This is a genomic window from Actinoplanes rectilineatus (assembly GCF_000962825.1).
GTDB classification, from domain to species: Bacteria; Actinomycetota; Actinomycetes; order Mycobacteriales; family Micromonosporaceae; genus Actinoplanes; species Actinoplanes rectilineatus.
In genome coordinates this window covers 118,598-144,668 of the sequence record NZ_JZKF01000007.1, presented here as the reverse complement: position 1 = coordinate 144,668, position 26,071 = coordinate 118,598, and the positions used below count along the sequence as shown (strand labels likewise).

Annotated in this window: 21 protein-coding genes and 1 pseudogene; 12 read left to right on the top strand and 10 right to left on the bottom strand. The window is 72.5% G+C overall.

Translation table 11 applies throughout. The features are described from left to right. The first annotated feature begins 48 nt into the window (after positions 1–48). Both WH85_RS08120 and WH85_RS08115 read left to right on the top strand, forming a co-directional pair. Positions 49–615: a sugar O-acetyltransferase gene (locus tag WH85_RS08120; RefSeq protein WP_045741090.1), complete on the top strand. Its 567-nt coding sequence runs from the start codon at positions 49–51 to the stop codon at positions 613–615. 132 nt (positions 616–747) lie between these two features. Further along, a complete protein-coding gene (locus WH85_RS08115) occupies positions 748–1,734 on the top strand; it encodes a hypothetical protein (protein WP_045741089.1) in 987 nt (328 codons plus the stop codon). On the opposite strand, the gene WH85_RS08110 is transcribed toward WH85_RS08115, so the two are convergent. Beyond that, positions 1,724–2,224, bottom strand: a complete 501-nt coding sequence (locus tag WH85_RS08110) for a DinB family protein (protein ID WP_045741088.1) — start codon at positions 2,222–2,224, stop codon at positions 1,724–1,726. The two genes, WH85_RS08115 and WH85_RS08110, sit on opposite strands and share 11 nt — an antisense overlap. A gap of 123 nt (positions 2,225–2,347) precedes the next feature. On the opposite strand from WH85_RS08110, the gene WH85_RS08105 reads away from it, so the two are divergent. The 3 genes from WH85_RS08105 (at position 2,348) to WH85_RS46790 (ending at position 5,093) form a co-directional block, all read left to right on the top strand. Further along, the gene (locus tag WH85_RS08105) at positions 2,348–3,955 is read left to right on the top strand and encodes a lysyl oxidase family protein (RefSeq protein ID WP_045741087.1); all 1,608 of its coding nucleotides are present in this window, start codon (positions 2,348–2,350) and stop codon (positions 3,953–3,955) included. A 95-nt stretch (positions 3,956–4,050) separates the two neighbouring features. After that, positions 4,051–4,653, top strand: a complete 603-nt coding sequence (locus WH85_RS08100; protein ID WP_052720248.1) for an arginase family protein — start codon at positions 4,051–4,053, stop codon at positions 4,651–4,653. Next, a complete protein-coding gene (locus tag WH85_RS46790) occupies positions 4,650–5,093 on the top strand; it encodes a hypothetical protein (protein ID WP_052720247.1) in 444 nt (147 codons plus the stop codon). Before WH85_RS08100 ends, WH85_RS46790 begins: the two co-directional genes overlap by 4 nt. 349 nt (positions 5,094–5,442) lie before the next feature. Here the strand turns inward: WH85_RS46790 and WH85_RS08090 are convergent, their stop codons facing one another. Beyond that, positions 5,443–6,906, bottom strand: a complete 1,464-nt coding sequence (locus WH85_RS08090; RefSeq protein ID WP_045741086.1) for a WD40 repeat domain-containing protein — start codon at positions 6,904–6,906, stop codon at positions 5,443–5,445. Between the two features lie 8 nt (positions 6,907–6,914). Further along, entirely contained in the window at positions 6,915–8,228 is a 1,314-nt protein-coding gene (locus WH85_RS08085) for an MFS transporter (protein ID WP_045741085.1), read from the bottom strand. Positions 8,229–8,260: 32 nt separating this feature from the next. On the opposite strand from WH85_RS08085, the gene WH85_RS08080 reads away from it, so the two are divergent. Both WH85_RS08080 and WH85_RS08075 read left to right on the top strand, forming a co-directional pair. Continuing rightward, positions 8,261–11,266 carry an ATP-binding protein gene (locus WH85_RS08080; protein ID WP_245673856.1) on the top strand — a complete coding sequence of 1,002 codons (3,006 nt, stop codon included), beginning with the start codon at positions 8,261–8,263 and terminating at the stop codon, positions 11,264–11,266. Continuing rightward, positions 11,263–12,429, top strand: coding sequence for an aminotransferase-like domain-containing protein (locus WH85_RS08075; RefSeq protein WP_211275308.1), 1,167 nt, complete (start codon positions 11,263–11,265; stop codon positions 12,427–12,429). The genes WH85_RS08080 and WH85_RS08075 overlap by 4 nt, the downstream gene beginning before the upstream one ends. Here the strand turns inward: WH85_RS08075 and WH85_RS08070 are convergent. Together WH85_RS08070 and WH85_RS08065 are read right to left on the bottom strand one after the other, a co-directional pair. Then, entirely contained in the window at positions 12,393–12,596 is a 204-nt protein-coding gene (locus tag WH85_RS08070; protein WP_045741082.1) for a 2TM domain-containing protein, read from the bottom strand. The genes WH85_RS08075 and WH85_RS08070 overlap by 37 nt on opposite strands. Next, a complete protein-coding gene (locus WH85_RS08065; protein WP_045741081.1) occupies positions 12,593–13,297 on the bottom strand; it encodes an alpha/beta fold hydrolase in 705 nt (234 codons plus the stop codon). Before WH85_RS08065 ends, WH85_RS08070 begins: the two co-directional genes overlap by 4 nt. Positions 13,298–13,382: 85 nt before the next feature. Here WH85_RS08065 and WH85_RS08060 point away from each other — a divergent pair, with 85 nt between their 5' ends. Further along, on the top strand, positions 13,383–15,989 hold the full coding sequence (locus WH85_RS08060; RefSeq protein WP_045741080.1) for a 2Fe-2S iron-sulfur cluster-binding protein: 2,607 nt from the start codon (positions 13,383–13,385) through the stop codon (positions 15,987–15,989). Here the strand turns inward: WH85_RS08060 and WH85_RS08055 are convergent. Beyond that, positions 15,901–16,782: an AraC family transcriptional regulator gene (locus tag WH85_RS08055; protein WP_045741185.1), complete on the bottom strand. Its 882-nt coding sequence runs from the start codon at positions 16,780–16,782 to the stop codon at positions 15,901–15,903. The genes WH85_RS08060 and WH85_RS08055 overlap by 89 nt on opposite strands. A 97-nt stretch (positions 16,783–16,879) precedes the next feature. Here WH85_RS08055 and WH85_RS08050 point away from each other — a divergent pair, with 97 nt between their 5' ends. The 4 genes and pseudogenes from WH85_RS08050 to WH85_RS08035 all read left to right on the top strand — a co-directional run bounded on the left by WH85_RS08050 (position 16,880) and on the right by WH85_RS08035 (position 21,838). Further along, positions 16,880–17,710 carry an alpha/beta fold hydrolase gene (locus WH85_RS08050; protein WP_045741079.1) on the top strand — a complete coding sequence of 277 codons (831 nt, stop codon included), beginning with the start codon at positions 16,880–16,882 and terminating at the stop codon, positions 17,708–17,710. A 64-nt stretch (positions 17,711–17,774) separates the two neighbouring features. Beyond that, positions 17,775–17,990: pseudogene (locus WH85_RS52800) on the top strand (aspartate 1-decarboxylase); the annotation flags it as partial. 233 nt (positions 17,991–18,223) lie between these two features. Beyond that, positions 18,224–20,581 carry an acylase gene (locus WH85_RS08040; protein WP_245673855.1) on the top strand — a complete coding sequence of 786 codons (2,358 nt, stop codon included), beginning with the start codon at positions 18,224–18,226 and terminating at the stop codon, positions 20,579–20,581. Positions 20,582–20,767: 186 nt separating this feature from the next. Next, a complete protein-coding gene (locus WH85_RS08035) occupies positions 20,768–21,838 on the top strand; it encodes a hypothetical protein (RefSeq protein WP_045741077.1) in 1,071 nt (356 codons plus the stop codon). A gap of 86 nt (positions 21,839–21,924) precedes the next feature. On the opposite strand, the gene WH85_RS08030 is transcribed toward WH85_RS08035, so the two are convergent. From WH85_RS08030 to WH85_RS08015, 4 genes are all read right to left on the bottom strand, one after another. After that, positions 21,925–22,701 carry a TIGR03943 family putative permease subunit gene (locus WH85_RS08030; RefSeq protein ID WP_045741076.1) on the bottom strand — a complete coding sequence of 259 codons (777 nt, stop codon included), beginning with the start codon at positions 22,699–22,701 and terminating at the stop codon, positions 21,925–21,927. Next, positions 22,698–23,705: a permease gene (locus tag WH85_RS08025; RefSeq protein WP_045741075.1), complete on the bottom strand. Its 1,008-nt coding sequence runs from the start codon at positions 23,703–23,705 to the stop codon at positions 22,698–22,700. Before WH85_RS08025 ends, WH85_RS08030 begins: the two co-directional genes overlap by 4 nt. A 135-nt stretch (positions 23,706–23,840) precedes the next feature. Next, positions 23,841–24,302, bottom strand: a complete 462-nt coding sequence (locus tag WH85_RS08020) for a hypothetical protein (protein WP_045741074.1) — start codon at positions 24,300–24,302, stop codon at positions 23,841–23,843. Positions 24,303–24,427: 125 nt separating this feature from the next. Then, positions 24,428–25,939: a M4 family metallopeptidase gene (locus WH85_RS08015; protein WP_045741073.1), complete on the bottom strand. Its 1,512-nt coding sequence runs from the start codon at positions 25,937–25,939 to the stop codon at positions 24,428–24,430. Positions 25,940–26,071: the final 132 nt, after the last annotated feature.

Sequence of the window (26,071 nt, the reverse complement as noted above, 5' to 3'; positions counted from 1 at the left end):
AGGGTCCGGCCGTGCCATCAGCGGCCCCGGTCGTGCCATCATCGGCGGGTGCGCCACGAGGAACGCCTCCCGACCCGTACCCCGCAGTCCCGGGCCTTCGCCGACCGGGTGCAGGCCGCCATGACGCTGAGCGCCCGCCTCAACGCCCTGCCGTTCGACGACCTCCCCGCACGGCGCGCCCTGCTCACCGAGATCTTCGGCGGCCCGGTCCCCGAATCGCTGTCCGTCCTGCCGCCGTTCCACTGCGACTACGGCCTGAACGCGACGTTCGGCGAACGCGTCTTCATCAACCAGGGCTGCTATTTCCTGGACTTCGGCGGCATCACGATCGGCGACCGCGTCCTGATCGGCCCGCGGGTCACCCTGACCACCGCCGGGCATCCCGTCGACCCCGGCGAGCGGTTCGCCTTCATCACCCACGCCCCGATCGTCATCGAGGACGACGTGTGGATCGGCGCCGCCGCGACCATCACCCCCGGCGTGACGATCGGTCACGGGTCGGTGGTGGGCGCGGGCGCGGTGATCGCCAAGGACGTGCCGCCGCTGACCGTGGTCACCGCCACCAGCCACATCGAACGCCGGCACCTGGGCGCCGTTCCGGATCAGACGTGGTGAAGGGCCAGGACCAGGCCCGCGACCAGGCCGGCCACAGCCGCCACCATCCCGCGTCCATCGGTCCGGTGTAACCTTCGGCGGCGGGGCACACCGGATGCGGCGGCTGTCGTCGGCGGCCCTACCATCCCGACCATGACGCGTACGACGCCGCCCCGCCCGCTGGACATCACCGCCCATTTCCCGGAGCTGAGCGGGTATGCGACGACCGCCACCCGCCTGCACCCCCGGCCGGGCGAGCCGTCCTCCGCGGAGAGTTCCGTCGGCGGGCCGCTGCTGTGGCCGTCCGGCGAGGAGTGGCCGGTGTGCACCGACGCGGACGCGCACGACGTCTTTCAGATCCAGACCCCGGACACGGTACGCCGCAGCCGCCGCATCTACGCCGCGGCGACGGCGCGGGCCGCCGCCTCCGGGGAACGGTACGCGCTGACCGACGCCGAGCGGGCCGAGCTGGCGTCCGTCGAGTTCACCGAGCCGCACGACCTCGTGCACCAGCCGATCCCGCTGGTGCCGGTGGCGCAGCTGTTCCGCTCGGACGTTCCGGATTTCGCCGGGCCGGAGGGGACCGACCTGCTGCAGGTGCTGTGGTGCCCGCTGGACCACCCGTCGGAGGGGCACAACCCGAAGGTCCGGGTGTTCTGGCGTTCCCTCGCGGACATCACCGACCCGTTGATGGTGGCGCCCACCCCGCCGGCCGTCAACGAGTCGTACCTGCCCACGCCCTGCACGGTGTCCCCGGAACAGGTGCGGGAGTTCCCGTACGGCGGTCTCCTGCCGATGCAGCTCGACGACCGGATCCGGGTGTGGGAGAAGTCCCTCGACGGGATCGCCTACCAGCGTGACCTGTCGCTGGCGCCGGGCTGGAAGGTGGGCGGTTTCGCCGACTGGTCGCTGACCGATCCGCAGCCGGTCGACTGTGCCGAGTGCGGCAGTGCGATGCTGCTGCTGTTCACCGCCGACTCCACCGAGTGGGAGGGGCAGGGCGGCAGTTGGCGTCCCGTGGACGAGCCGGGCGGCGCCGCGGCCAACCCGGTCGACGTGACCATCGGGCGCGGGTACGCACTGCACGTCTTCCGCTGCCCGGTGTCGTTCGAGCACCCGCCCGCCACGGTCATGCAGTAGCGCGTACCCCGGAAAGGGTCTGTTCTCGGAGGATGTCGGCGTGGCCGCAGTGCTGGGCCAGCTCGCGGAGCACGTGCAGGTAGACCCAGCGCAGCGGGAGCGGACCGCGACGGTTGCCCAGGATCATGTCGTCCAGGGCGAGCGGCGCGGTGTGGCGGCGGGAGTCCGCGCAGGCCGCGCGGTAGGCCGCCTGGACCGACACGATCGTGTCGGACTCGTGCAGGACGAACGACTCGTCGGGTGAATCCGGGATGCCGATCTCGGTGCGGGGGCGGCGCGTGATTCCCTCGTCGAACCAGACCCGTTCGACGAAGGTCGCGTGTTTCACCAGGCCCAGCAGCGTGGTGCGCGAGGGTACCAGCCGAACCCGGGCCTGAGCTTCGAAAAGACCGGTGAGGCTGTCGTGCAGGGATCGACGGTGCTCGTCGAGGAAGGCCTCCCACTGCTCGCGCAGGTCGTGCTGGAAGACATCGGCCGAGGTCAAGGTCATGGAAACAGGATAGGTCCCGGGTTAGTGCCAACCCCGGATGACCTCACAGCTGCTTCACAGCCGCCGGTGTCTGATGTGCGCAGAGCGGCCGGGTCACCGCGGCCGCCGGACGGGGAGGAAAGCATGACAGAGGCACAGAGACGGCACCGGTTCCGGTGGCCCGCAGTCGGCGCTGCCGCCGGTGTGGTGGTGCTGACCCTCTCCGGTGTGGGGGTCGCCGAGGCGGCCACCGCGCCGCCCGCGCTGAGCTTCGTGGCGGCGACGCCGAACGTGACCGCCGAGCGGTACGACGCGGAGGGCGAGTTCTACCTATCCCTCGACCTGGGCCTGCACGCCATCGCGGGCAAGGACGCGTTCGAGGTGCGGGCGAAGCGCACCGGGTACGACAAGCCGATCACGGCGACCCGTACGGTCGTCAAGAACGGCAAGAAGACGCAGGTGAAGCTGCCGGCCGGGACGGTGAAGGACTTCACCGGGCTGAAGGATTTCACCACGATCACCATCAAGGACAAGGCCGGTAAGACGGTCACGTCCTACCAGACGTCGTTCTGCGGCAACGCGTACTCGTCGGGCCGGACCCGGCGGGACGCGCCGGCGACGAACCCGTACCCGACCCGGTGCGGCGGGGAGAACCCGTTCACGCTGGGCGCGGTCTGGGGTGTGCAGGCGGGCTGGGACGCGGTGGTGGCCGACCAGCCGGCTTCGGTGAACGGTCTGAAGAAGGTCAAGGCCGGCAAGTACACGGTCACCGCGACCGTGAACGCCAAGTACCAGAAGATGTTCGCGATCCCGGCGAAGAAGGCCACCGCCAAGGTGAACCTGACCGTCGTCGACGTGAAGTTCGACGAGGAGAAGCTGGCCGCGGCGAAGGCCGCGGACGCCGCGACGAACCCGGGCGTCGCCGCGCAGGTGGCGTCGGAGCACGACCTGCACGACGGGGAGGGCGACGCGAGCCGCCAGGTCTCGTCGTTCCGGCCGGAGTTCCGGGCGGCGGCCAGCCGCCCGGCGACCTCCGCGAAGGCGCCGGCCGGGCCGCGCCCGGACCTCAAATCGCTCCCGGCCTGGGGGATCTCGCTCACCCAGGGGGAGGACGAGAAGACCGGCAAGGCCAACGGCAAGTGGTACGTGAACTTCGGCGCCACCGTGTGGAACGCCGGATCGTCCCCGCTCGTGGTGGACGGTTTCCGCCGTACCGGCACCGAGCTGATGGACGCCTACCAGTACTACTTCGACGCCAAGGGCAAGCAGGTCGGCTCGAAGGCGGCCGGCACGATGGAGTGGGACGCGCGCGAGGGCCACATGCACTGGCACTTCACCGACTTCGCGCAGTACAACCTGCTCAAGGCCGACAAGAAGCTGGCCGTCCGCAGCGGCAAGGAGGCGTTCTGCCTGGCCAACACGGATGCTGTCGACTACACCATCAAGAGCGCCAAGTGGCGTCCGGACAACACCGACCTGTCGACGTCCTGCGGGGCGAACACGGTGGTGGCGGTCCGCGAGGTGCTGGACATCGGCAACGGTGACACGTACAGCCAGGACCGTCCGGGCCAGTCGTTCGACATCACCGGCCTGAAGAACGGCACCTACTACATCCAGGTGCTGGCCAACCCGTCGAAGCGGCTGTCCGAGCTGAGCACCACCAACAACTCGGCACTGCGCAAGATCGTCATCGGTGGCACGGCGAAGAAGCGCACGCTGAGCGTTCCGAAGGTCAACGGCATCGCCGGCTGATCATCTGCTCATCACGGAGCCCGGATCCCGCGTGGGGTCCGGGCTCTGCCGTGCGGGGTTGCGCCGTCCGGACCGTGGTGCCACGGTCTACGTCCATGGACGTGATGATCGGCGTCGCCGACGCGATGCCCCGCCGGCCCGGCGCGCCGGAGTCGCCGCCGGGCACCCGGTTCCACGACGGGGTGGCCGTGCGGGAGCACACGTTCCGGATCGCCGACACGGTGTCGGCCACGATCGGCGCGGGCGATCTGCCCGTCGTGACCGGCGACGACAGCGCGATCCTGCTGGGCTGCCTGGCCGGCGCGGGCCGCCACGAGCGGACCGGGCTCGTCCACATCGGCGGCGGCGCCGACTTCCGGCACCCCGGCAACCATGACTTCACCGAGCCGGGCGCCGCTGCCGACTCGAGCCTGGCGCTGGCCACCGGCCGTGGCGAGCTGCTCCTGACGGACTGGCCGGGAACCCTGGTCGCGGACCGGGATGTCGTCCGGGTCGGCGATGACGACGGGACGCCGCTGCCGTTTCCCACCATCGGCGTCACCGTGCCCGCCACGACCGCCCGGCGGGTGATCGAGCTTCTCCCGGATGTTCCCGCGCTGTGGATCCACGTCAACGGCGACGTGCCCGGAGTGCTGACCGTCCTCAGAGAGACGGGCCGTGTGGTGGGGATCAGCATCACCACCGGGTCACGATCGTGAACGGCGACGGGCTCTTCGACCCCCTGATCGGTACGTGGCGGACCCGGATCCACTACCTCACCTCGGGGCGCGAGGTGGACGGCGACTGGGAGTTCGGTCCCGCCCTCGACGGCCGGGCCGTCCTCGACGTGTGGCGGGTGCCGTCCGCGACCGTCCCGGTGCCCGACGCCGATCGTGAGGTCGGGCTCTGCGTGCGGATCTGGGATCCGCGGCTGCGCCTGTGGCGTTTCACGTTCCATTCCACCGCGACGACAACCGTGATCAGCATGTACGCGCGAGCGATCGGTTCCGAGATCATCCTCGAACGGGCGGTCGCGGACCGGATCGAACGCTGGGTGTTCTCGTCGATCCTCCCGGACACGTTCGCCTGGCGCAGCGACGTCTCCGTCCGGGGCGGCGAGTGGTCCACCGTGCAGACCCTGACCGCCCGCCGGACCTGAGCCCGCGGGGCCCGCGTCGCGTCCGGGATCTCGGCGGCCACGGGGTGATGCCGTTCAGCTCAAGTCGGTCCTGAGTTTGGTGCCGGCTTCCGTGAGCGGCCGACATGATCGGTGGCATGACGGTCGGTGCGGCCGTTGCTCACGGTCCGTCCATGGGTCGAATGCGGCTCTGGTTGACGGCTGGTCGTTGCGGGCCGTCGCCGGGATTCCGTGGTCTCCGCTGTCGGAGAACAGCAGATCGACTACGACCGACTCGTCTGGGGTTCTCCGCACGACGCGACCCGGGGTGACGGTTTGGTCAAGTCCATGTCACCCGGCCCATGTTGATCGGGGCATATGAAGCTAATGATCAACTTGGCGGGACGGCGGCGGGCCAGGGGGTGCCGGTGGCGGCGTCCCAGCGGCGGACCGCGGTGCCGTCCGCGGAGAAGAGCGTGGGGCGGCCGTCCACCGGCATGGCGACGATCGCCGTCGGGGCGCGGCGGTGGCCGTACATCAACGGCCCGGACTGCTCGCCGGTGGCCGCGTCGAAACGGACGATCTGGCGGTCGACGGCGGCCGCCAGGTAGGTGCGGCCGTCCACCTCGTACGAGCAGAGCCCCGAGTTCTCGCCGACGATCTGGACGGGATCCAGGTCCGCGCCGGTCTCGGGATCGACCCGGCGCAGGATGCTGAGGCGTACGACCGCCCACCTGTCCTGCCCGTCCACCCGGTGGTGGACCGGCGGCGGGAGGTGACCCTCGAACGCGGGACCGGCCGGCCGGCCGCTGGACCGGTCGACGATCGTGATCCGCGGCTGGCCGTCCGGCCGGCGGTTGACCACGACCAGGTGCCGTTCGCCGGCGTCGAGCAGCTGCTCCCCGGGCCGGGACAGCACCGTCCCGGCCGGAGTTCCGGTACGCGTGTCGAATGCGGCGACCGTGCCGTCCGCGTACCCCACGAAGGCGGTGTCACCCGCGACGGCCAGCCCGTTCGACCGGGACCGCCACCACCGTGGCCACCGCCCGGGCCGGGTCAGCCGGATCCGGTGCCAGCGGGTTCCGTCCAGTCGCCACAGGACGGGGCCCGATGTCAGCACCCCGAGGCCCTGGTCGTCGGCGAACGGCACGACCCGCATCCGGGTTCCCCAGTGGTCGTGGCCGGCCGGGTGCGGCCAGGCGTCCGGCGGCCCCGGGTAGTCGAAGGTGTGCCGGACCGCACCACCATCCGGAGACCGGAACGCCAGCCCGGTCTCCTCCCAGGTGACCAGCAGGCCGCCCGCCACCGCGAGCAACCCGGCCGGAGCCGCCATCAGCGCGCGGGCAGTGCCCCGCCAGACCGGTTCCTCGGCGCCGCCCAGCAGGCGACCGGAGTCCACATCGTCGAGCAGTTGCTGCGGGGTGGACAGCTGGAATGCCGAGCGGCCCAGTCGGTGCGCCTCGAGCAGGTCGGGCCGGGCCGCGTCCACGGCGGCGCGCAGGCCGTCGACCATCGCGTCGAGTTCGTCGCCGGACATCGTGGGCCGGTCCAGGGCGGCGCCGACGATGCTGTCCACGAGCTCCAGGGCCGTCTCGCTGCCGACCCCGGACGGCTGGGCGGCGATCCGGGCCAGGAAGCCGATGACCGGGATCGCGGCCGGCCGGTAGCCCTCCGACTGCACGCAGGTGTGCACCCAGCTGTAGTCGTTCTCCCGGTCCTCCAGGACGGCGCCGATCCGGTGGTCGCTGTCGCCCTCCTCGGCGAGTTTCCGCAGCGCGGCGACGAGTTCAACGGCCTCGTCCGGGGCGAGCAGCCCGTCCCACAGTGCCGGGTCGAGCCCGTCGAGTGTCCCCATATCGATCATTATTCAGGTGGCGAGTCCAGGGTGTACCGGCGCTGTAACAGGATCGCGGCGGTCATCAGGGCGGCCGGGAGCAGGGTGAAGCCTAGCCGGACGGCCGTCAGCGCCACCGGTGACTGGACGGCCTGGCCGACGGCGGTGGAGGCGACGAAGCCGCCGAGGGCCAGGCAGGCCGCGTACAGGTACGGGCCGGTCGCGCCGCCGGTGGCCTCCGCGGCCGTCCACAGTCCGGTGTAGCTGCCGGCCCGGGCCGCGCCGTCCGGGCCGGCGGCGGCGATCACGTCCGGGACCATCGACAGCGGCATGAGCTGCATCGCGGCGAACGCGACGCCCAGCACCACCATCGCCGCGACCGGGACGGTCAGGCCCACCCGGCCGCCGGTCGCCAGGACCAGCGCGCCGGCCACGAACGCCGCCTGGGCGGCCAGCAGGCAGCGCTGCTTGCCGAACCGGCGGGCGGCCAGCACCCACAGCGGTGTGGTCAGCACCGCCGGGGCCATGAAGACCGCGACCAGCGCGGGTGTCAGGTCCGGCCGGCCGAGCTCGTACCCGGCGAAGTAGGGCAGCCCGGCCAGCACCAGGTTCATCGTGACCGCCATGGTCAGGTACGACGCGGTCAGCGCCCGGAAGTGCCGGTCCTGCCAGGCCGCCAGGAGACCGCCGCGGCCGCCCGGGGCGGGAGGCGGGGCCGGGGCGGCCCGGGCCAGGCGGCCCACCCCGAGGATCCCGGCCAGCATGGCGAGGAGCATGACCGCGCCCAGGATCGCGGCCATGCGGGCGTAGTCGCCGGCGTCCGGGGCGCCGCCGGTGAGCAGCGGCGCGAGCACCCCGCTGAGCAGCACCCCGACGGTGATCACGGTGTTCCGGAAACCCATCAGCCGGGTCCGCTCGTGGTAGCCGATGCCCAGGTCGGCGGAGGTGGCCAGGTACGGCACCTGGTATCCGGCGTACAACAGGTTGCCGGCGGCCAGCGCGACCGCGACCCAGACCGCGGCCGCCGTGCCGTGCAGACCGGGCGGCACCGTGAACACCGCGACGAACGCGAGCGCCACGCCGCAGCCGGCCAGCATCAGCCGGCGGCGGTGGCCGGCGCCGGCCCGGTCGGTGTCGGAGAGCCGGCCCACCCAGGGGTGCAGCAGCACGTCGGCGAGGTTCGGCAGCAGCAGCGCGAGACCGGCGACGGCCGGCGGCACGGCCAGTACGTCGGTGAGGAAGTAGAGCAGCAGGATGCCCGGCACGCTGACCCACACGCCCATCCCGATAGAGCCGGTGGCGTACGGGAGGATCGCGGGAAGGGGCAGACGAACGTCTCTCACCGATGTCTCCGAACATAGTGGACAGTGTGGGGGTGCGGTTTCAGATTCTCGGCCCGGTGCGGCTGTGGCGCGACGGCGCCGAGCTGGATGCCGGGCCGCCGCAGCAGGTCTACCTGCTGGCGTTGCTGCTGGCCCGGGCCGGGCGCCCGGTCGGCACCCCGGAGCTGATCGACCTGATCTGGGGTGATGACGCCCCGGCCACGGCCCGCAACGTGGTGCAGAAATACGTCGGTGCGCTGCGTCGGATCCTCGAACCGGGGCTGCCGGCCCGCAACAGCGGCTCGTTCCTGCACCGGCGCGGGGACGCGTACCTGTTCACCGCGGGCCCGGACATGCTGGACCTGGCCGCCTTCCGGGAACACGTGGCGCTCGGCGACTACGGTGCGGCGCTGGACCTGTGGCGGGGCCCGGCGGGCGGCGGTCTCGGCCCGGCGACGATCTTCACCTCGCTGGACGAGGAGTTCTTCCACGCGTGTACGGCCGCGGCCGCCCACGCCGTCGCCGGGGACCGCCCGGAGCGGGTGCTCCCCGGGTTGCGCCTGGCCGCGTCGATGGCCCCGTTCCACGAGCCGGTGCAGGCGGGACTGGTCGCGGTGCTCGGCGCGGCCGGCCGGCAGGCCGAGGCGCTGGCAGTGTTCCGGACGGTCCGTGAGCGGCTTGCCGAGGAGCTGGGCATCGACCCGGGACCGGCACTGGTCGAGGCCCACCGGCGGGTCCTGGCGCCACCGGAGCGAGGGGCGCCCGTGACACGGCGGTCCGGACTGGTCGGGCGGGCCGACGAGCTGGCGGTGCTGCGCCAGGTGCTGGGCGGCGCACCGACCGGGATCGGCGTGATCGAGGGCGAGCCGGGCGCCGGCAAGACCCGCCTGCTGCGCGAGATCGCCGCCGAGGCGGAAGGCGACGGGACGCTGGTCGTCTGGGGTTCCTGCCTGGAGGGGGACGGGACCCCGGCGATGTGGCCGTGGGAGCAGGCGCTGGGGGCGATCGTCGCGAGCCTGCCCGCCCCGGACCGCGCGGGGTGGCTCACCGGCGAGGCCGGCGCGGTGATCGCACCCCGGGAGGGCGCCTGGGACCTGCCCGGCGAGAACGCGCAGTTCCGGCTCTTCGAGCAGGTCGTCGCGTTGGTCGGCCGGGGCGCGTCGCGGCGGCGTACCCTGCTGATCCTCGATGATCTTCAGTGGGCGGACGCGGCCTCGCTGCAGCTGTTCCACCACCTGGCCGGCCGGCTCCCGGGCGGGACCGCGATGATCGTGGCGCTCCGCGACCGGGCGCCGACGGTCAGCACCGCGGTCTCCCGGGCGCTGGCCGCGGTCAGCCGGCTGCCCGGCCACCACCGGGTACGCCTCGGCCCGCTCGGCCCGGCCGACGTGGCGGCGCTGGTCCGCGACGAGTCCGGCGCCGACCCCGGTGACGACGTCGCGCACGCCATCCACGTGCGCAGCGCCGGCAACCCGTTCTTCGTCCGGGAACTGGCCCGGCTGCTCACCGAGTCCGGCGAGGCGGGCCTGACCGGGGTGCCGTCGACCGTGCGCGACGTGGTCCGCGACCGGATGGCCGGGCTCGGCGACCGGGCCCGCGACCTGGTGCACGTCGCCGCGCTGATCGGCCGGGACGTCGACCTGCGGCTGCTGTCGCGGGCCGGCGGGGTCGGCGTCGCGGACTGCCTCAACCTGCTGGAGCCGTTGCACGCGCTGGGCCTTCTCGAGTACGCGACCGACGACCCGTCCGCGCTGCGGTTCGCCCACGACCTGGTCCGCGAGTCGGTCACCGAGACCACCCCGAAGCAGCAGGCGGTCCGCGGGCATCTGCGGGTCGCCGACGCCCTGGAGCATGTCCACGCCGACGACGAGGTGGTGACCGAGCAGCTCGCCTATCACCTGTGGGCAGCCGGCCCGCTCGCCGAGCCGGCGCGGACCGCCGAGGCGCTGATCCGGGCCGGCCGGTGTGCCGCGACCAAACTCGCATTCGGCGCGGCGGTCCGGCACCTGCGGTCTGCGGTACGTGTCGCCTGCACCTCCGGTCTGATGGAGCAGGAGCTGGCCGCGCTGACCTTGCTGGCCGTCGTGGTGCGTCGCCAGTCCGGGTACGACGCCTCCACCGTGGACCTGCTGGAACGTGCGGAGTACCTGGCCGGGGCGCTGGGACGCGACGACGAGGCGGCCGACTTCCTGTTCATCCGGATGATGGGCGCGTTCACCGCGATGGAGAAAGACCGGGGACGGCTGGCGCTGCGGATGCGTGACCTCGGCCGGGACTCCACGGATCCGGCCGTGCAACAGTACGGCCGGCTGGCGTGGGGCCTGCACCAGTGGGACATCGGCCGGATCGGCGCCGCGTACCGGGCGTTCACCACGGAGCCGGCCGGCGGCCCGGACCGGGAGACGCCGTTGCGCCGCGACGGCAGCATCCCGGGCGAGGGCCCCGGCTGGCGGGCGGTGACGACCGCCCTGCACGGCGACGTCGCCGCGGCCCTGGCGGTCGTCGACGGGTGGGACGTGCCGGGGGACCCGTACGCCGCCTCGGTCTGGGTCTACTACACCACGATGATCGCCTCGATGGCCGGGGACGCCGGGACCGCGCACCGGGCCGGGCAGCGCTGGGCGGCCGAGGGCCTCGACCGGCTCGGCGCGCAGATCGGCCACTACGTCCGGCAGTGCCGGTGCTGGGCGCGGGCCCTGACCGGTGACGACCCGGCTGGCGCGGCGGCCGAGGCCGAGGAACTGCTGGCGGCCGGCCTGCTCGACCCGCCGCAGTGGGGGGCGGCCTACCACCATGGGCTGATCGCGGAGATGTGGCTGGCGGCGGGCCGGCTGGACCGGGCGGCGGACGCCCTGGACCGGGCCGGGCAGGCGATGGGCGACCACGGCCAGCGGTACGCCGAAGGTCTCCTCCTGCTCCTGCAAGCCCGCCTGGCGCAGGCCCGCGGCGAACCGGTCGCCGTGGTCCGGGCCGCGGCCGTCCGGGCACAGTCCTTCTCCGCAGCGTCCGGGGCGCACCTGTTCGCCCGGCGCGCCGAACGATGGGTGGCCGAGCTGTGACCGAACTGTCGGCGCTTGCCCGCGGGCTCTCCGCCCCGCGGGGTTTCGTGAACGCCAGCATGGCCGTCCCGGCGCCCGGGGCGATCCACCTGGTCGGCGGGATTCCCGCCCCGGAGGCGCTGCCGGTCGCGGCGATGGCGAGCGCGTCCGCCGCACTGTGGAGCGACCCGGTGGCGGCGACGGCGAGCCTGCAGTATTCGCCGGCCCCCGGCTCCGCGGTCCTGCGGTCCTGGATCGCGGAGCGCGAGGGCGTCGACCCGGCCCGGATCGTGATCACCAACGGCGGCATGCACGGCCTGATGCTGGCGGTGCTGACCGTCGTCGACCGGGACGCCACGGTCGCCGTGGACGACCCGGTGTTCCCCGGATTCCTCTGGGCGCTGGAGATCACCACCCGGCGGATCCTGCCGGTGCCGGTCGACGACGAGGGGTTCGACGTCGACCACTTGGCGGCCCGGCTGGCGGCTGGGGAACGGATCGCGGCGGCGTACACCGTGCCGACCTTCCACAACCCGGCCCAGGCGACGCTGTCCGCGCAGCGCCGGCACACGCTGGTCGCGCTGGCCGACAGGTACGGCTTTCACGTCATCCTGGACGACCCGTACCGGGAACTGCGGTTCGCCGGCACCGACCCGGGGACGGCGATGCTGCACGCCTCCGATCGGACGATCCACGTCAACTCCTTCACCAAGACGCTCGGGCCCGGCCTGCGGCTGGGCTGGCTGGTGCTGCCGGACCACCTGGTCGACCCGGTGGTCCGGCTGCGGAACCGGCTCGACGTGCACACCGGCGCGGTCACCCAGGCCCTCGTGGAACGGCTCGTCACCAGCGGCGACGGCTGGTACGACCGGTTGATCCGCGATGCCGTCGCCCTCTACCGGGAGCGGGCCGCCGTGCTGCGCGACCACCTGCCGGACAGCCTGGAGACCCGCGCCCCGGACGGCGGCCTGTTCCTCTGGGCGCGGCTCACCGACGACCGCCTCGACCCGGCGGACGTGTTCCGGCGGGCGGCCGCCGCGGGTGTGGTCTACCAGCCGGGAGAGTTCTTCGCGGCAGACCCGAAGCAGCCGGGCCGGTCGGCGCGGTATCTGCGGTTCGCCTACGGTGACCGCACCCCGGCGGAACTCTACGAAGCGGCCCGGCGTCTGGCCCGGGCGATATGAACGGACCAGTAGTGTGCCAGCAGGCCGGCGCCCCACCCGAGGATCGACCAGATCGGCCAGAAGTGCAGGTCCGGAGTGAACAGCCACCACACCAGGGCCTGGATGAGGTTCGCCACGACGTAGCAGAGGGCGTGGATCTGCAGGCCGATCAGCGAGGGTTGCTTCATCGGGCGGCCGCCTTCTCGATCAGGGCCACCGCGGTGGCCGGGTAGGAGACGAACACCAGGTGTGAGGCGTTCTCGACCACCTCGACGGTGGCGCCGCAGCGCTCGGCCATGAAGTGCTGCGCGGCGGGCGGCAGGATCCGGTCCGCGCCGCTGATCAGCGTCCAGCTCGGGATCGTCTGCCACGCCTGCGCTCCGGCGGCCGGTTCACCCAGCGCGGCGGCGGTCGCCGGCCGCTGGGTGATCGCATACAGCGCGGCCTGGTCGGCGGGCACGTCGGCGGCGAAGTTCGGGTGGAACACCGCCGGGTCGATGTAGAGGTCGGCCTGCCCGTCCGGCAGCGGCACCGGGCGCAGCGACTCCCCGACGGTGCTGCCGGGGAACCTCTCGACCAGGGACTGCACGCTCTCCCCGGCGGCCGGCACGAACGCCGCCAGGTAGACCAGGGCGGTCACCTCGGTGCTTCCGGCGGCGGCCGCGGAGATCACCGCGCCGCCGTACGAGTGCCCGGCCAGCACCACCGGGCCGTCGACGCTGTCCAGCAGCGCCCGCAGGTGTGCCGCGTCGGCGGACAGCCCCCGCAGCGGATTGGGTGCGGCTATCACCGGATAGCCCGCGGCCACCAGGCGCTGGGCGACGGCACGGAACCCGCTGCCGTCCGCGAACGCCCCATGGACCAGCACGATCGTCGGTTTTCTGCTCATGGCCGGAAAGCTAGGACGGGCCACTGGACATCCACGGAACGCGCCCGTTCAGTGTCTGTTCCGCCGCCCCGGCCAGCCTGGGCGGATGATCGAACAGGAACAGGCCGACGTCGTCGTGATCGGCTCCGGGATGGGCGGCCTGGCCGCGGCCCGCACGATCGCCCAGTTCGGCGGCCACCGGGTGCTCGTCCTCGAACAGCACTACACCCTCGGCGGGATGACGCACGAGTTCACCCGGGCCGGCCGCTACTCCTTCGGCACCGGGCTGCACTATCTCAGCGCGGACGCCGGGCCGTTCCTGGACTACCTCACCGACGGCCGGATCCAGCTGCAGCCGCTGCCGGACGACTACGACATGCTGCACTTCCCGGACTTCGACTTCGCGGTCCCGGCCGGCGCGGACCGGCTCCGCGAACGGCTGCTGGAACACTTCCCCGGGGAGGCGGACGCGATCGACGCGTTCACCAGGACCACCCGCCGGGCGATGACCGGGCTGGCCGCGCACCACGTCCTCGCCGCGATGCCGGCCCCGGTCCGCCGTCTCGGCCTGCCGATCGTGGAACGGCTCTTCCCGTCCACCTACCGGTCGTCGGCCGAGCAGCTGGCCCGCAGCTTCCGCGACCCGCGCCTGCGGGCGGTGCTGGCCGCGCGCTGGGGCCTCTACGGCACCGCGCCGAGCAGCAGCGCGTTCGGCTTCCACGCCGCGGTCCCGCTCACGTTCTTCCGCGAGGGCACGGCACACCCCGTGGGTGGTCCGGCCGAGGTGGGCCGGATCATCCTGCAATCCCTTGCCGGGTACGCGGTGACAGCACGCCCGCGGCAACGGGTGGACCGGATCGTCACCGACCGGGGCCGGGTCACCGGGGTCGACGTCACCGACACCGCCACCGGCCGCCGGTACCGGGTGGACACCGGCACGGTGGTGTCCGCGGCCGGCACCCGGAACACGTACGCGCTGACCGGTCGCGGTCACGAACTGGCCGGGCTGCCGGCCGAGTCGTCGGCCGTCATGCTGTTCCTCGGCATGACCCGCTCCCCGGCGCGGTTCGGCGTGCACGGGGAGAACCACTGGTTCATGCCGGGCCTCGACGACGAGCACGGCATCGTGTACGTGTCGTTCCCGTCGCTGAACAACCCGGCCGCCCGGGCGCACACCGTCGAAGTGCTGGAACTGCTCGACCCGGCTGTGGTCGACCGCTGGACGGGCACGTCCCCGCAGCAGCGGCCGGACGACTACCGCGCGTTCAAACAGCGGACCACCGACCGGCTGCTCGACCGGCTGGAACAGCAGTGGCCGGGGTTCCGGGCGGCGGTCGGGCACGCCGAACTGGGCACGCCGCTGACGTTCGCGGCGTACCAGCACAGTGTCCGGGGCTCGTTCTACGGACTCGCCGCCACTCCACAACGACTCCGGTCGTCGCGGGCGGGGTCGCGTACCCGGATCAGAGGTCTGCATGTGGCCGGGCAGGACGCCTGGGGCTCCGGGGTGGTCGGCGCGCTCGCCGGGGGTCTGATGGCGGCGACCGCGGTACTCACGCCACGGCAGGCCGGGACGATGTGGCGAACCGTCCGGTCCACGCCGGTGCCGGACCGGAGGGTCCCGTGGGAGGGCTACCTGCGGGTGGCCGCCGTGGAGGATCTGACCGCGGACGTCCGGCGGATCCGGTTCGCGCCGCTGCGGCCCGGACCGCTGCCGTTCACCGCCGTCGCCGGCCAGTATCTGACACTCGACCTGCCGGTCGCGGTGGAACCGGTCGCACGCTCGTACTCCATCTGCAGTGGTCCTGACGAGCGGGGTTTCGTGGAGATCGCGGTGAAACGGGAGCCGGACGGTCTCGGCTCCGGATTCCTGCACACCGAGATCGCGGTGGGGCAGGCGCTGCGGGTCAACGGTCCGCACGGGACGTTCACGTGGACGCCCGGCGATGCGGCGGAGACACTGCTGCTGATCGGCGGCGGGATCGGTGTCACCCCGCTGATGAGTGTGCTGGCGGCGGCCGCCCACGCCGGCTGTCCGGGCCGGATCGTGCTGCTGGCCAGCCACCGCACCGCGGCCGGGGCGGTGTTCGCCGCCGAGCTGGCCGCCCTGGAGACCCGGCTGCCCGGACTGCACGTGCGGACCGTGATCACCAGCCGCGACGGGCGGATCGGCCCGGGGGACCTGCGCCCGTACGCCGGCGACGGCACCCGGGTCCATCTGTGCGGCCCGGCGCCGATGATGCAGGACCTGATCGGACATCTCACCGACCTCGGCGTGCCCCGCGACGCCGTGCACACCGAGGCGTTCGTGTCCGGGCGCAGCCGGCAGACCCGGCGGGAGAAGGCCCACGCGATCGCCCTGGCCGCCACGGCCCCGATCTTCACGATCGGCCGCGCCGGCGACGGCCCGGGATTTCCATGCCGTCCCGGGCAGACCGTCCTGGAAGCGGCCGCCGACGCGGGCGTGCCGCTGCCACAGTCCTGCGGCGAGGGCTCGTGCGGCACGTGCCGGATCCGGGTGGTCGCGGGGGAGTGCGAGACCGACGGCCGGGGTCTGTTCTCCACCGCAGAACAGGCCGACGGGTGGACCCTGGCCTGTCAGACCCTGCCCACCGGCGACCTCGTCATCGGTCTCTCTCCCCTGCCTTCTCCCGCTGCCGGAAGCGTCCCGGGGCCAGACCGTACTCGCGCCGGAACGCCGCCGAGAAACTGAACTCGGTGGCGTACCCGGACTGCCCGGCGATCTCGGCCAGCGGCAGGCCGGTGTGCCGCAGCAGCCGCGCGCCCCGGTCCAGACGCGCCCGGGTCAGATAGGCCCCGGGCGTCTCCCCGGTCACCGCGGCGAACCGGCGGGTGAACGACGCCGGCGACATCCCGGCCAGGGTGCTCAGCTGCCGCACCGTCCACGGCTTCGCCGGGTCGTCCCGGATCGTGCGCAGCACCGCGGCGACCGGCGGATCCTGGACCGCCGCCGGATCCGCGCCGTCCTGCCACTGCCGCAGCAGATGGATCAGCAGCAGGTCGACCACCGCCGCCAGGGCGAGCTCATTACCCGGCCGCGGGTCGGCCGCGTGCTCACCCAGCAGATCGGCGAGCGTCCGCACCGCCGGGAAACGCTCGTCGTCGATGGCCAGGATGATCACGTCCGGGAGTTCGTGGAACAGCTCGGGGGCGGCACCGCGGTCCAGGTGGTAGCAGCACGACACGAAGTCCACGGCGCACACCTGCGGCTCCAGGGTCGCCTCGGCCGGCAGATCCGCGAACCGGGCCGGCGCGCCGGCGAATCCGTGCACCGGCCCGTGCGGCACGAACACGATGCTGCCCGGGCCCAGCGGCACCGCCGGACCGTGCTCCGGGACCAGCCAGGGTGATCCTTTCCGGACGATGTGCAGGCCCACCCCGTTCACCGCCGGGAACCGGACACCCCACTGTCCGGCGAACCGGCTGAGCCGCGCGACCGCCCGCCCGGCCCGACTGGTGGCGACCGCCGCACTGATCACATCCATGGTCACATCCGTATCCTCCCGAGCGATCCGCGCATGGTAACGCCGCCGCCGAACCGGTTGGATCGGGTGTGAACCGACACGGCAAGGAGCACCCCTGATGTACGAGATCGTCGTCGACGGCGTCCGGCAGGCCTACCACGTCGCCGGCCGCGGACCGGTCTGCGTCGCCCACCCCGGCGGCCCCGGACTCGACGCGTCCTACCTGCGATCCGCCGCCCTCGAGGAACACTTCACCATGGTGTACGTGGACCCGGCCGGGACCGGCGGATCCGGTCGTCCGCCCCGCTACGGCATGGACGTGTACACCCGCTCGCTCGGGGCGGTCGTCGACCACCTCGGCGACGAACCGGTGTACCTGCTGGGCCACTCGGCGGGTGGGTTCGTCACGCAGGCGTACGCGCTCGCCCACCCCGGCCGGGTGGCCGGCCACCTCCTGTATTCCACCGCACCCGCCGCGGACCAGGAGTTCTGGGCCGGGGCGATGGCCGGGGTGGCCGCGTACCCGCAACGCCACCCGGACGTCCCCGAGGCGGCACACATCCCGGACGCCTTCCGGCGGGCACAGGCCGCTCCCGACGACGCGACCATGACGGCGGCGTTCCGGGAGGCGCTGCCGGTCTACTTCGCCGACTTCTGGTCGGATCGGGAGGCGTACGCCTCGTTCGTCGCCACGGTCCGGATGTCCCGCGAAGCCGCCACCTCCGCCGACCCGGTCCCGTTCGACGTCCGCGACCGGCTGGCCGGCCTGACCGCTCCCGCCGTGGTCATCACCGGCCGCCACGACTTCATCGGCGGCCCCCGCTGGGGCGAGATGCTGGCCGCGGGCATCCCCGGCGCCCGCCACGTGACCCTCGAACACAGTGGGCATTTCGCCCACATCGAAGAGCCGGATGCTTTCGTCGCCGCCGCGATCCTCCTGCTTCCTTAGCGGGTACGCGGAAAGTGGGGTCAGCGGACCGGCAGCACGGTGCCGTTCTCGTCGACGATCTCGAGTGCCCACCCCACATGAGTCACATGAGGAGCCGGAGACGCTTCGCGAAGTCCTGGGCGGGAAGGTCCACCGCGCCACTGTCACCCAGGCCGACTTGCATTACGTGGGTTCGCTGACACTCGATGAGGACCTGGCGCGTGCCGCGGGCCTCATCGAGGGCGAGAGGGTGCAAGTCGTCGACATCACCAACGGAGCCCGTCTCGAGACCTACATCATCGCGTTGGGTGACGACCTCGCCGAGCCGGTCCCCGGGGCTGACGACCAGACCTCCGGTCGCCTGACTGCGCCGTCGGCGCCAAGCCGGTGACATCGCACATCGTGGCATCGTGATCTCTCCGTCGGGTTCCCGACGCAAAGAATCGATGAACGTGTCCGCCGGTGATGAAAGTATGGGCGGCGCGAATGGCCCTCGGCAGCGGCCAGGGGCCGCATCGAGGGGGAGATGCCGTCGTGTCAGTTCTGTCCGTGCGCCTGAAAGCGGCCGTGACCGCCCTGGTGGTGGTCACGGCGGGCGCGGCCGTGCCGGCGCCCGCTTTCGGCGTCGAGCGTGACCGTGGATATTCGGCCCTGATCCGCCGGGCCTCCTACGGCGTCCCGCACATCACCGCCGGGACCTTCGCCGATCTCGGCTTCGGGGTCGGCTTCGCACAGGCCGAGGACAACATCTGCGTCATCGCCGAGAACACGGTGACGGTCAGCGGTGAGCGTTCCCGGTGGTTCGGTGCGGCCGACGCCAACGTGCGCAGTGACCTGTTCCACCGCAAGGCGATCGACGAGCGCGTCGCCGAGCGGCTCCTGGAGGGGCCTCGCGACGGGGTGCGGTCACCGTCCGGCGACGTCCGGGACCAGGTCCGCGGTTTCGTCGCCGGCTACAACCACTTCCTGCGGCGTACCGGCGTGCAGAACCTGACCGACCCGGCCTGCCGCGGCAAGGGCTGGGTGCGCCCGATGACCGAGACGGACGTCTGGCGTACGACGTGGGCCAGCATGGTGCGGGCCGGTTCGCGCTCTCTTCTCGACGGCATCGTGGCGGCGGCCCCGCCGGCGGCCGCGAAGACCGTGGAGACCGTGGAGGTGCCTGATGCCGCCGCCGTCGTGGCCTCCCTCGACGGGGCGGGCTCCGGCATCGGCAGCAACGCCTACGGCCTCGGCGCGCAGGCCACCGGGAACGGCAGCGGGATGGTGCTGGCCAACCCGCACTTCCCCTGGCAGGGTTCGGAACGCTTCTACCGCATGCACCTCAGGGTGCCCGGCCGCTACGACGTGGAGGGCGCGTCGCTGATCGGTGACCCGATCATCGAGATCGGCCACAACCGTACGCTCGCCTGGAGTCACACCGTCTCCACCGCGCGCCGGTTCGTCTGGTACCGCCTGAGTCTCGTGCCGGGCGATCCGACCTCCTACTACGTCGACGGCGTGCCCGAGCGGATGCGTTCCCGCGCGGTCACCGTGGAGACCGGCGCCGGCCCGGTCAGCCGGACGTTCTACGACACCCGTTACGGCCCGATGGTCGTGGTGCCCGGCACCTTCGACTGGACGGCGGCCACCGCCTACGCCATCACCGACGTCAACGCGACCAACAACCGTGCCCTCGACGGCTGGCTGCGGATGGGCCAGGCCCGGGACGTCCGCCAGCTCAAGGCGGTCCTCGACCGGCACCAGTTCCTGCCGTGGGTCAACGTGATCGCGGCCGACGCGCGCGGCGAGGCCCTCTACGGCGACCACTCGGTCGTCCCCCGTGTCACCGCCGACCTCGCGGCGGCCTGCATCCCCGCGTCGTTCCAGCCGCTCTACGCCGCCGGCGGCCAGGCGGTCCTGGACGGCTCCCGTTCGGACTGCGCGCTCACCCGGGCCCCCGGCGCGGCGGTCCCGGGGATCCTCGGCCCGTCCGAGTTGCCGGTGCGGTTCCGCGACGACTACGTCACCAACTCCAACGACAGTCACTGGCTGGCGAACCCGGCCGCGCCGCTGGAGGGCTTCCCGCGGATCCTCGGCCGCGAACGCGCTCAGCGCAGCCTGCGCACCCGGCTCGGCATCGACCAGGTCGAGCAGCGCCTCGCCGGCACCGACGGCCTGCCGGGCCGGGGTTTCACCACCGCCCGGCTGTGGGACGTCACGTTCGGCAACCGGGTGTACGGCGCCGAACTCGTCCGCGACGATCTGGTCGCGCTCTGCCGCCGGCAGCCGACCGCGACCACGACGAACGGCGTGACGCTCGATCTGACCGCCGCCTGCGACGCCCTGGCCGGCTTCAACCTGCGCGTCGACCTGGACAGCCGCGGCGCTCACCTGTTCACCGAGTTCGCCCTGGCGGGCGGCATCAGATTCGCGGACGCGTTCGTGGTCACCGATGCGGTGCGCACCCCGCGCCGTCTCGACACGGACAATCCCGGCGTACGCACAGCGCTCGCCGACGCCGTACAGAAGCTGGACGGCATCCCGCTCGACGCCGCATGGGGCGACATCCACACCGACAGCCGCGGTGACCGGCGAATCCCGATCCACGGCGGCCGTGGCGAGGCCGGCGTCTTCAACGTGATCACCAACGCGCTCGTGCCTGGCGTCGGGTATCCCCAGGTCACGCACGGTTCGTCGTTCGTGATGGCGGTCGAACTCGGCCCGCACGGCCCGTCCGGCCGGCAGATCCTCACCTACTCGCAGTCGACGAACCCGAACTCGCCCTGGTACGCCGACCAGACGTTGCTCTACTCCGGCAAGGGCTGGGACACCGTCAAGTACACCGAGGAGCAGATCACGGCCGACCCGAACCTGCGTACCTACCGGATCACCGCCACCGGTGGAGACTGAGTCGGAAGCGACGTCCTGCTGTGCCGCATCACCTCGACGCGCCACAGCAGGCGTTCCTCGACGGCCGTTCGGGACGGCGGCGGTCCGCACCTCGGGTTCACGCACCGGCACATGCTGGTGATGAGCCGGTCCGAGGGGATCACGCCGGTGGCGCTGCCCGCGGCGCCGGCCCGCTAGGATCGCCGGATGTCCGAGCACGTCTCTCTGCCGCGTACCCTGACCGCGCTCGCCGTGACGCTGGTGGCCGGTGCGGCGCTGCTGTTCGGATCGCCCGCGCAGTCCGGGGAGCCGGTGCCGCCGTCGGTCGCCGCGGCCTGGCCGGACGCGCAGCGTGGCAGCATCCCGTCGCATCTGGCGGACGGTGACGCGTACACGCCGGGGCTGTTCCTCGACGCCCGGACCTCGGCCGGCACCGTCCGGACCGCGGACGGCAGGTTCCTGCGGCTGGTCGTCCTCGACGCGGACCGGACGGTTCGGGAGTTGCGGCGGGTGCCGGCGGCCGACCGTGCGCCGTTCTCCGCCCTGGCCGTGTCCGGTGACACCCTCGTCTGGGTCGAAACGGTCAAGAGCCGTCCTCAGCTGTGGACCGCCGATCTCAGGGACGCCGGGTCGGCCCGGAAGCTCACCGACGACCTGGGTTCGCTGCGGCTCGACAACTCACAATACGATCTGACCCTCGCCGGCGGTGTCGTCCGGTGGGCGGCGGCCGTCGGGGGTGGCACCGAGTTCCGGTCGGTTCCGGTGGCCGGCGGGCGGGTGTCGGTGCAGCGGGTGGACGGCGACTGGGGGCTGTCGGCGTGGCCGTGGGCGGTCGACGGGCAGACCGCGGTCGCCGGTGCGAGCACGCTGCTTAACGTGGACACCGGCGCGACCGTCGCCGTGCCGTCCGGGCAGCGTGCGGTGACCGCGTGCAGCCCGGTGTGGTGCGAGATGGTGTCGCTGGACGAGGAGGTCGACACCCGGATCGAGATGTCGCACCCGGACGGTTCGGCCCGCCGCACGGTCGCCGAGGGTGCGGTCGGCACCGTGATCAACGATGTGGCGGTGCTGGACCGGTTCGAGGTGTTCGGCCGGACCGGGCCGCAGTCCGAGCTCAGCGGCAACCAGGAGTTGCTGGTCCACGATCTGGCGACGCGGACCACGGTGCTGGTCAGCCCGGACGCGGGGGACATCACGTACCGCGCCGGGGTGCTGTGGTGGACGACCGGCGACCGCGAAACCTTCGTCCGCAACTCGCTGGACCTGCGGACCGTCTGAGTCCGCTGGACCCGCGGACCGTCTGATTCACTGGGCCTGCTTACCGTCTGGCCCGCTGGACCTGCGGACCGTTTGAGGGGAACGGCTCACTCGTAGGGCTGTGTCGGCTCCTCGATCTCCTGCCACGACTTCACGTCGACGTAGGCGAGTTGCGCCTGGTTGACCGGGTCGGTGCCGACCTCGGAGCTGTAGACGCCGACGATGTCGACCCAGGCGTCCGGGGGCGCGTCGATCGGGGCGCCGGTCAGCCCGATCTTGATCGGACGGCCGTCGGCGGCGCAGCAGGCCAGGGTCATCCGGGCCAGCATCGGTGCGCCGTCGGGTCCGGGGGTGATGAAGCCGGTCAGCTTCACGGTCCGGCCGGCGAGGCTCTTGCCGCCGTCGAAGACCGCCCGGCCGGCGTAGTCGAGCAGGCCGACCTGGACCGGGTCTCCGGCCGGCAGCGGCGGGTAGTCGGAGGCCTCGGCCGGGCCGATGCTGCCGGACTGGCCGGCGGCGAACGAGCCGAGCGCCGGCGGGGAGAGCAGCAGCAGGGCCATCACCGGGGCGAGGAGCAGCCAGCCGACGCGCAGCTCGTGGCGGCCGTGCCCGTGTCCGTCGTCATGCGGGGCGTCGTCGTGCGGAGTGTCGTCGTGTGGATTGTGATCGTGCGGAGTGTGATCGTGCGGGGCGCGGTCGCCACGGGCGGCGCGCAGGTCGTACCAGATGGTCATGATCGCGGCGGTGACCAGCAGCAGGCCGGCGCCGAGCAGGAAGGGCCGGAGACCTTCCTTGACGTAGCGCAGGAACGTGTCGGTGAGGGTGGACTTGATGACCGCGCCACCGAGCAGCAGCATGACGACCGCCTGCATGATCCGGGTCACAGCATCACCGTCCCGACGGCGGTGCCGACCACGATCGCGGCGACGAACGTGGCCGGCGCGAACCGGACCATGAACCGGCGGCCGAAGACGCCGGCCTGCATCGAGATCAGTTTCAGGTCGACCATCGGGCCGACGACCAGGAAGACCAGGCGCGACGTCAGCGAGAACTGGGTCAGCGAGGCGGCCACGAACGCGTCGGCCTCACTGCAGATCGACAACAGCACGGCCAGGGTGGCCAGCACCAGGATCGACACGATCGGGTCCTCGGCGAGCTTCTGCAGCCAGGCGCCGGGGATCACCACGTTGATGGTGGCCGCGGCGGCCGCGCCGACGACCAGGAAGCCGCCCGCGTGCATGACGTCGTGCCGGCAGGCCGCCCAGAACGCCCGCGCCTTCGAGGTGTCGTCGAGGTCGGGCCGGTGCGGCAGCTTGATCCACTCGGCCTTGCCGAGGCGCAGCCACAGCCAGCCCATCGCGACCGCGACGACCAGGCTGGCCAGGCCGCGGGCGACCGCCATCTCCGGCCGGCCGGGAAAGGCGATGACGGTGGCGGTCAGCACGATCGGGTTGATCGCGGGCGCGGCCAGCAGGAAGGCCAGGGCCGCGGCCGGTGTGACGCCGCGGCGGATCAGCGAGCCGGCGATCGGGACACTGCCGCACTCGCAGCCGGGCAGGACGACACCGGCCACGCCGGCCGCGGGCACCGCCAGAACGGGATGGCTCGGCAGGGCACGCGCCCAGAAGCTGCGCGGCACGAACACCGCGATCACCGCGGACAGGACCACCCCGAACACCAGGAACGGAACGGCCTGCACCATGACCGACACGAACACCGTCGCCCAGGTCTGCAGGCCCGGCCCGGACAGCCAGCCGGCCAGCCGATCGCGGACGAGCAGCAGCAGGACCAGCACCACGGCCAGCCACTCCAGCGACCCGATCCGCCACGAGTCCGGCTCGCCGGGTCTCTCCGCGGTGGCGGCCGGCGCGCTCTCGGCGGTTTTCACAGTTGCTCCCCTCGGCCAGGGTGACAACCTACCCGCCCGCGTCACCGGCGACGTCGCCGGTGACATGCGCGACCGAGGTGGCAGGGGTACGCACGGCGCCCATGGACGGCGGCCGGCCTGGACGGTGTCCTGCCGTTACAGGTCCGTGACCGTGCGGGAGGCGGTGTCGTAGGAGCGGGCCGCGACGGCGAGGCCGGAGAGCGGAGACAGGCCGGACAGCAGCGTACGGGCCTCGGAGTGGCGGTCGGCCGGGAGGTTGAGAGCGAGGGAGACGTGCGGGGTCCAGGCGTCCGGGGTGTGCCACGGGGAGACGGCGCCCAGCGCGGACCAGACCAGGTGCTGGAGATCCTCCAGGCCGGAGACGGAGAGGACCAGGGCACGGCCGAGGGAGACGGGCGGGCCGAGCACGACGGGGGCGGGCAGTGCGAGCGGGGGCGGTGTGGGCGGGGCCGGAGTGCTGGTCAGCGTCACGTGCGGGCGGTTCGTGAGGTGCCGGTGGGTGGCGAGGCTGGGCAGGCCGGCGTCGTGCAGGCGGGACCAGAGCACGCGGACCGCGTGGTCGAGCGCGTCGTCCAGCAGCAGTTCGACGGTGTGCATCTCCGCAGCCTACGGCGGGTTCAGGCGGCCGACTCCCACGTGGTTCCCGGCGCGTTCCGGGTCGGGCGGCGGGTCGGTGTCGCGGCCGGGGCCGGCGTGTGCCGGCCCCGGCCGCGACTGTCCTGTCAGCAGGTGGGTTCGCCGCTCTGCGCCGGCACGCTGACCGCGGTCCACGCCGCCTTGACGGCGTTGAACTCGGTGCAGCTGTTCGGGTAGAGGTTGCGGGCGGCCTGCAGCGTCCACACGCGGTACCGCAGGTACGACGAGCTGGACGTCTTCATCAGCATCGCGTTGTACAGGATCTTGATGGCGGGCTGGATGCCGATGCCGGTGAGCGTGGTGCTGTTGCAGGTGGTGCTGGCCGGCTGGCCGTTACCGCCGCCGCTGGTGCCGCGGGCGAGCAGGTAGAACCAGTGGTTGCCGGGGCCGGAGGCCGCGTGGACACCCTGGTTGGGGACGCTGGAGGAGTAGCAGTTGTTGTGGCCGGAGATCAGCGACGGGTTGTACATGTAGCGGATCGGGCCGCTGCCGACCAGGTTGACCTCTTCGCCGACCTGGAAGTCGGGGGTGTCGTTCGGGTTGTTGATGTACCACTCGGTGGCCGCGCCGAGGGTGTCGGCGATGAACTCCTGGGTGCCGCCACGGGAGATGCCGCCGGGGGTGGTGTCGTCGATGCCGTGGCCGAGTTCGTGGCCGACCACGTCGGCGGAGGCGATCCACTGGCCGGCGGAGTTACGGCCGATCTGGACCTGGGTGCCGTCGTAGTAGGCGTTCTGGTCGGCCAGGCCGACCCGGATCGGCCAGGCGCCGCCGCTGCCGTTCTGGCCGTTGCGGCCCAGCCAGGAGGAGAGCATCGTGTACTGCTGCTGGGCGACGTAGAACGCGTCGACGCAGCCGGTCTCCCGGTTGGTTCCCACGCCGTTGCCCCACACGTTGTCGGGGCCGGAGAAGGTGGCGTTGCCGGTGGCGTTCTGGCAGCGGATCGTGGTGTGCGACGGGTCCTGCAGCAGGTAGGTGGACCCGGACTGGGTGGTGTTGACGGACACCGCGCCGTTGATCCAGCCGGTGCCGGTGCCGGCCACGTCGATGACCCGTTCGCGGGAGTCCAGCACGTCGCCGGTCTGCGCGTCGACTTCGACGGTGAGTCGGCTGGGGCCGTCGTCGCCGGTTCCGCTGACCGTGGTCTGCCAGGCCAGCCGGGCCGTGGTGTCGCCGGCGGTGAACACCACGAGCGTCGTCGGTTCCACGGTGGTGACCGTGGTCAGGAGTGCTTTCGCGGTGGCGGTGGCGTCCGCGGCGCTCAGCCGGGGAGTGGTGGACAGGGTGCCGATGGGCCGGGTCTGGGCCACCGAGGTGAACCGGGTCCGGCCGGCCGTGTCGGTGACGACGACGAAGTCGCCGCCGACGACCGGGAGGCCGCGGTAGCTGCGGTCGTAGGCGACGTAGCTGACGTCACCCGACCGGATCACCCGTCGTTGGTGGAAGGTCTCCGAGGCTCCGGCCTGCAGAACGGCCGGCCGGCTGCCGACCAGCGCCTCGGCGCCGGCGGCCGCTGCCGCGGCGGGGTCGGGAGTCGGGCCGGCCGGTCGGGCGGTCGCTGCCGTGGGGGACATCGCGGTGGCCACCACGGTGGCCATCGCGACTGCCCCGGCGATGCGGGTTCGTACGTTCACGGACGCTCCTGGGGGAAACGGGTTCCGGCCGGGGATCGCCCGCCCGGAATAGATAGTGAGGAGAGTCTATATAGGCGTTGAACGATGTAAACCGCT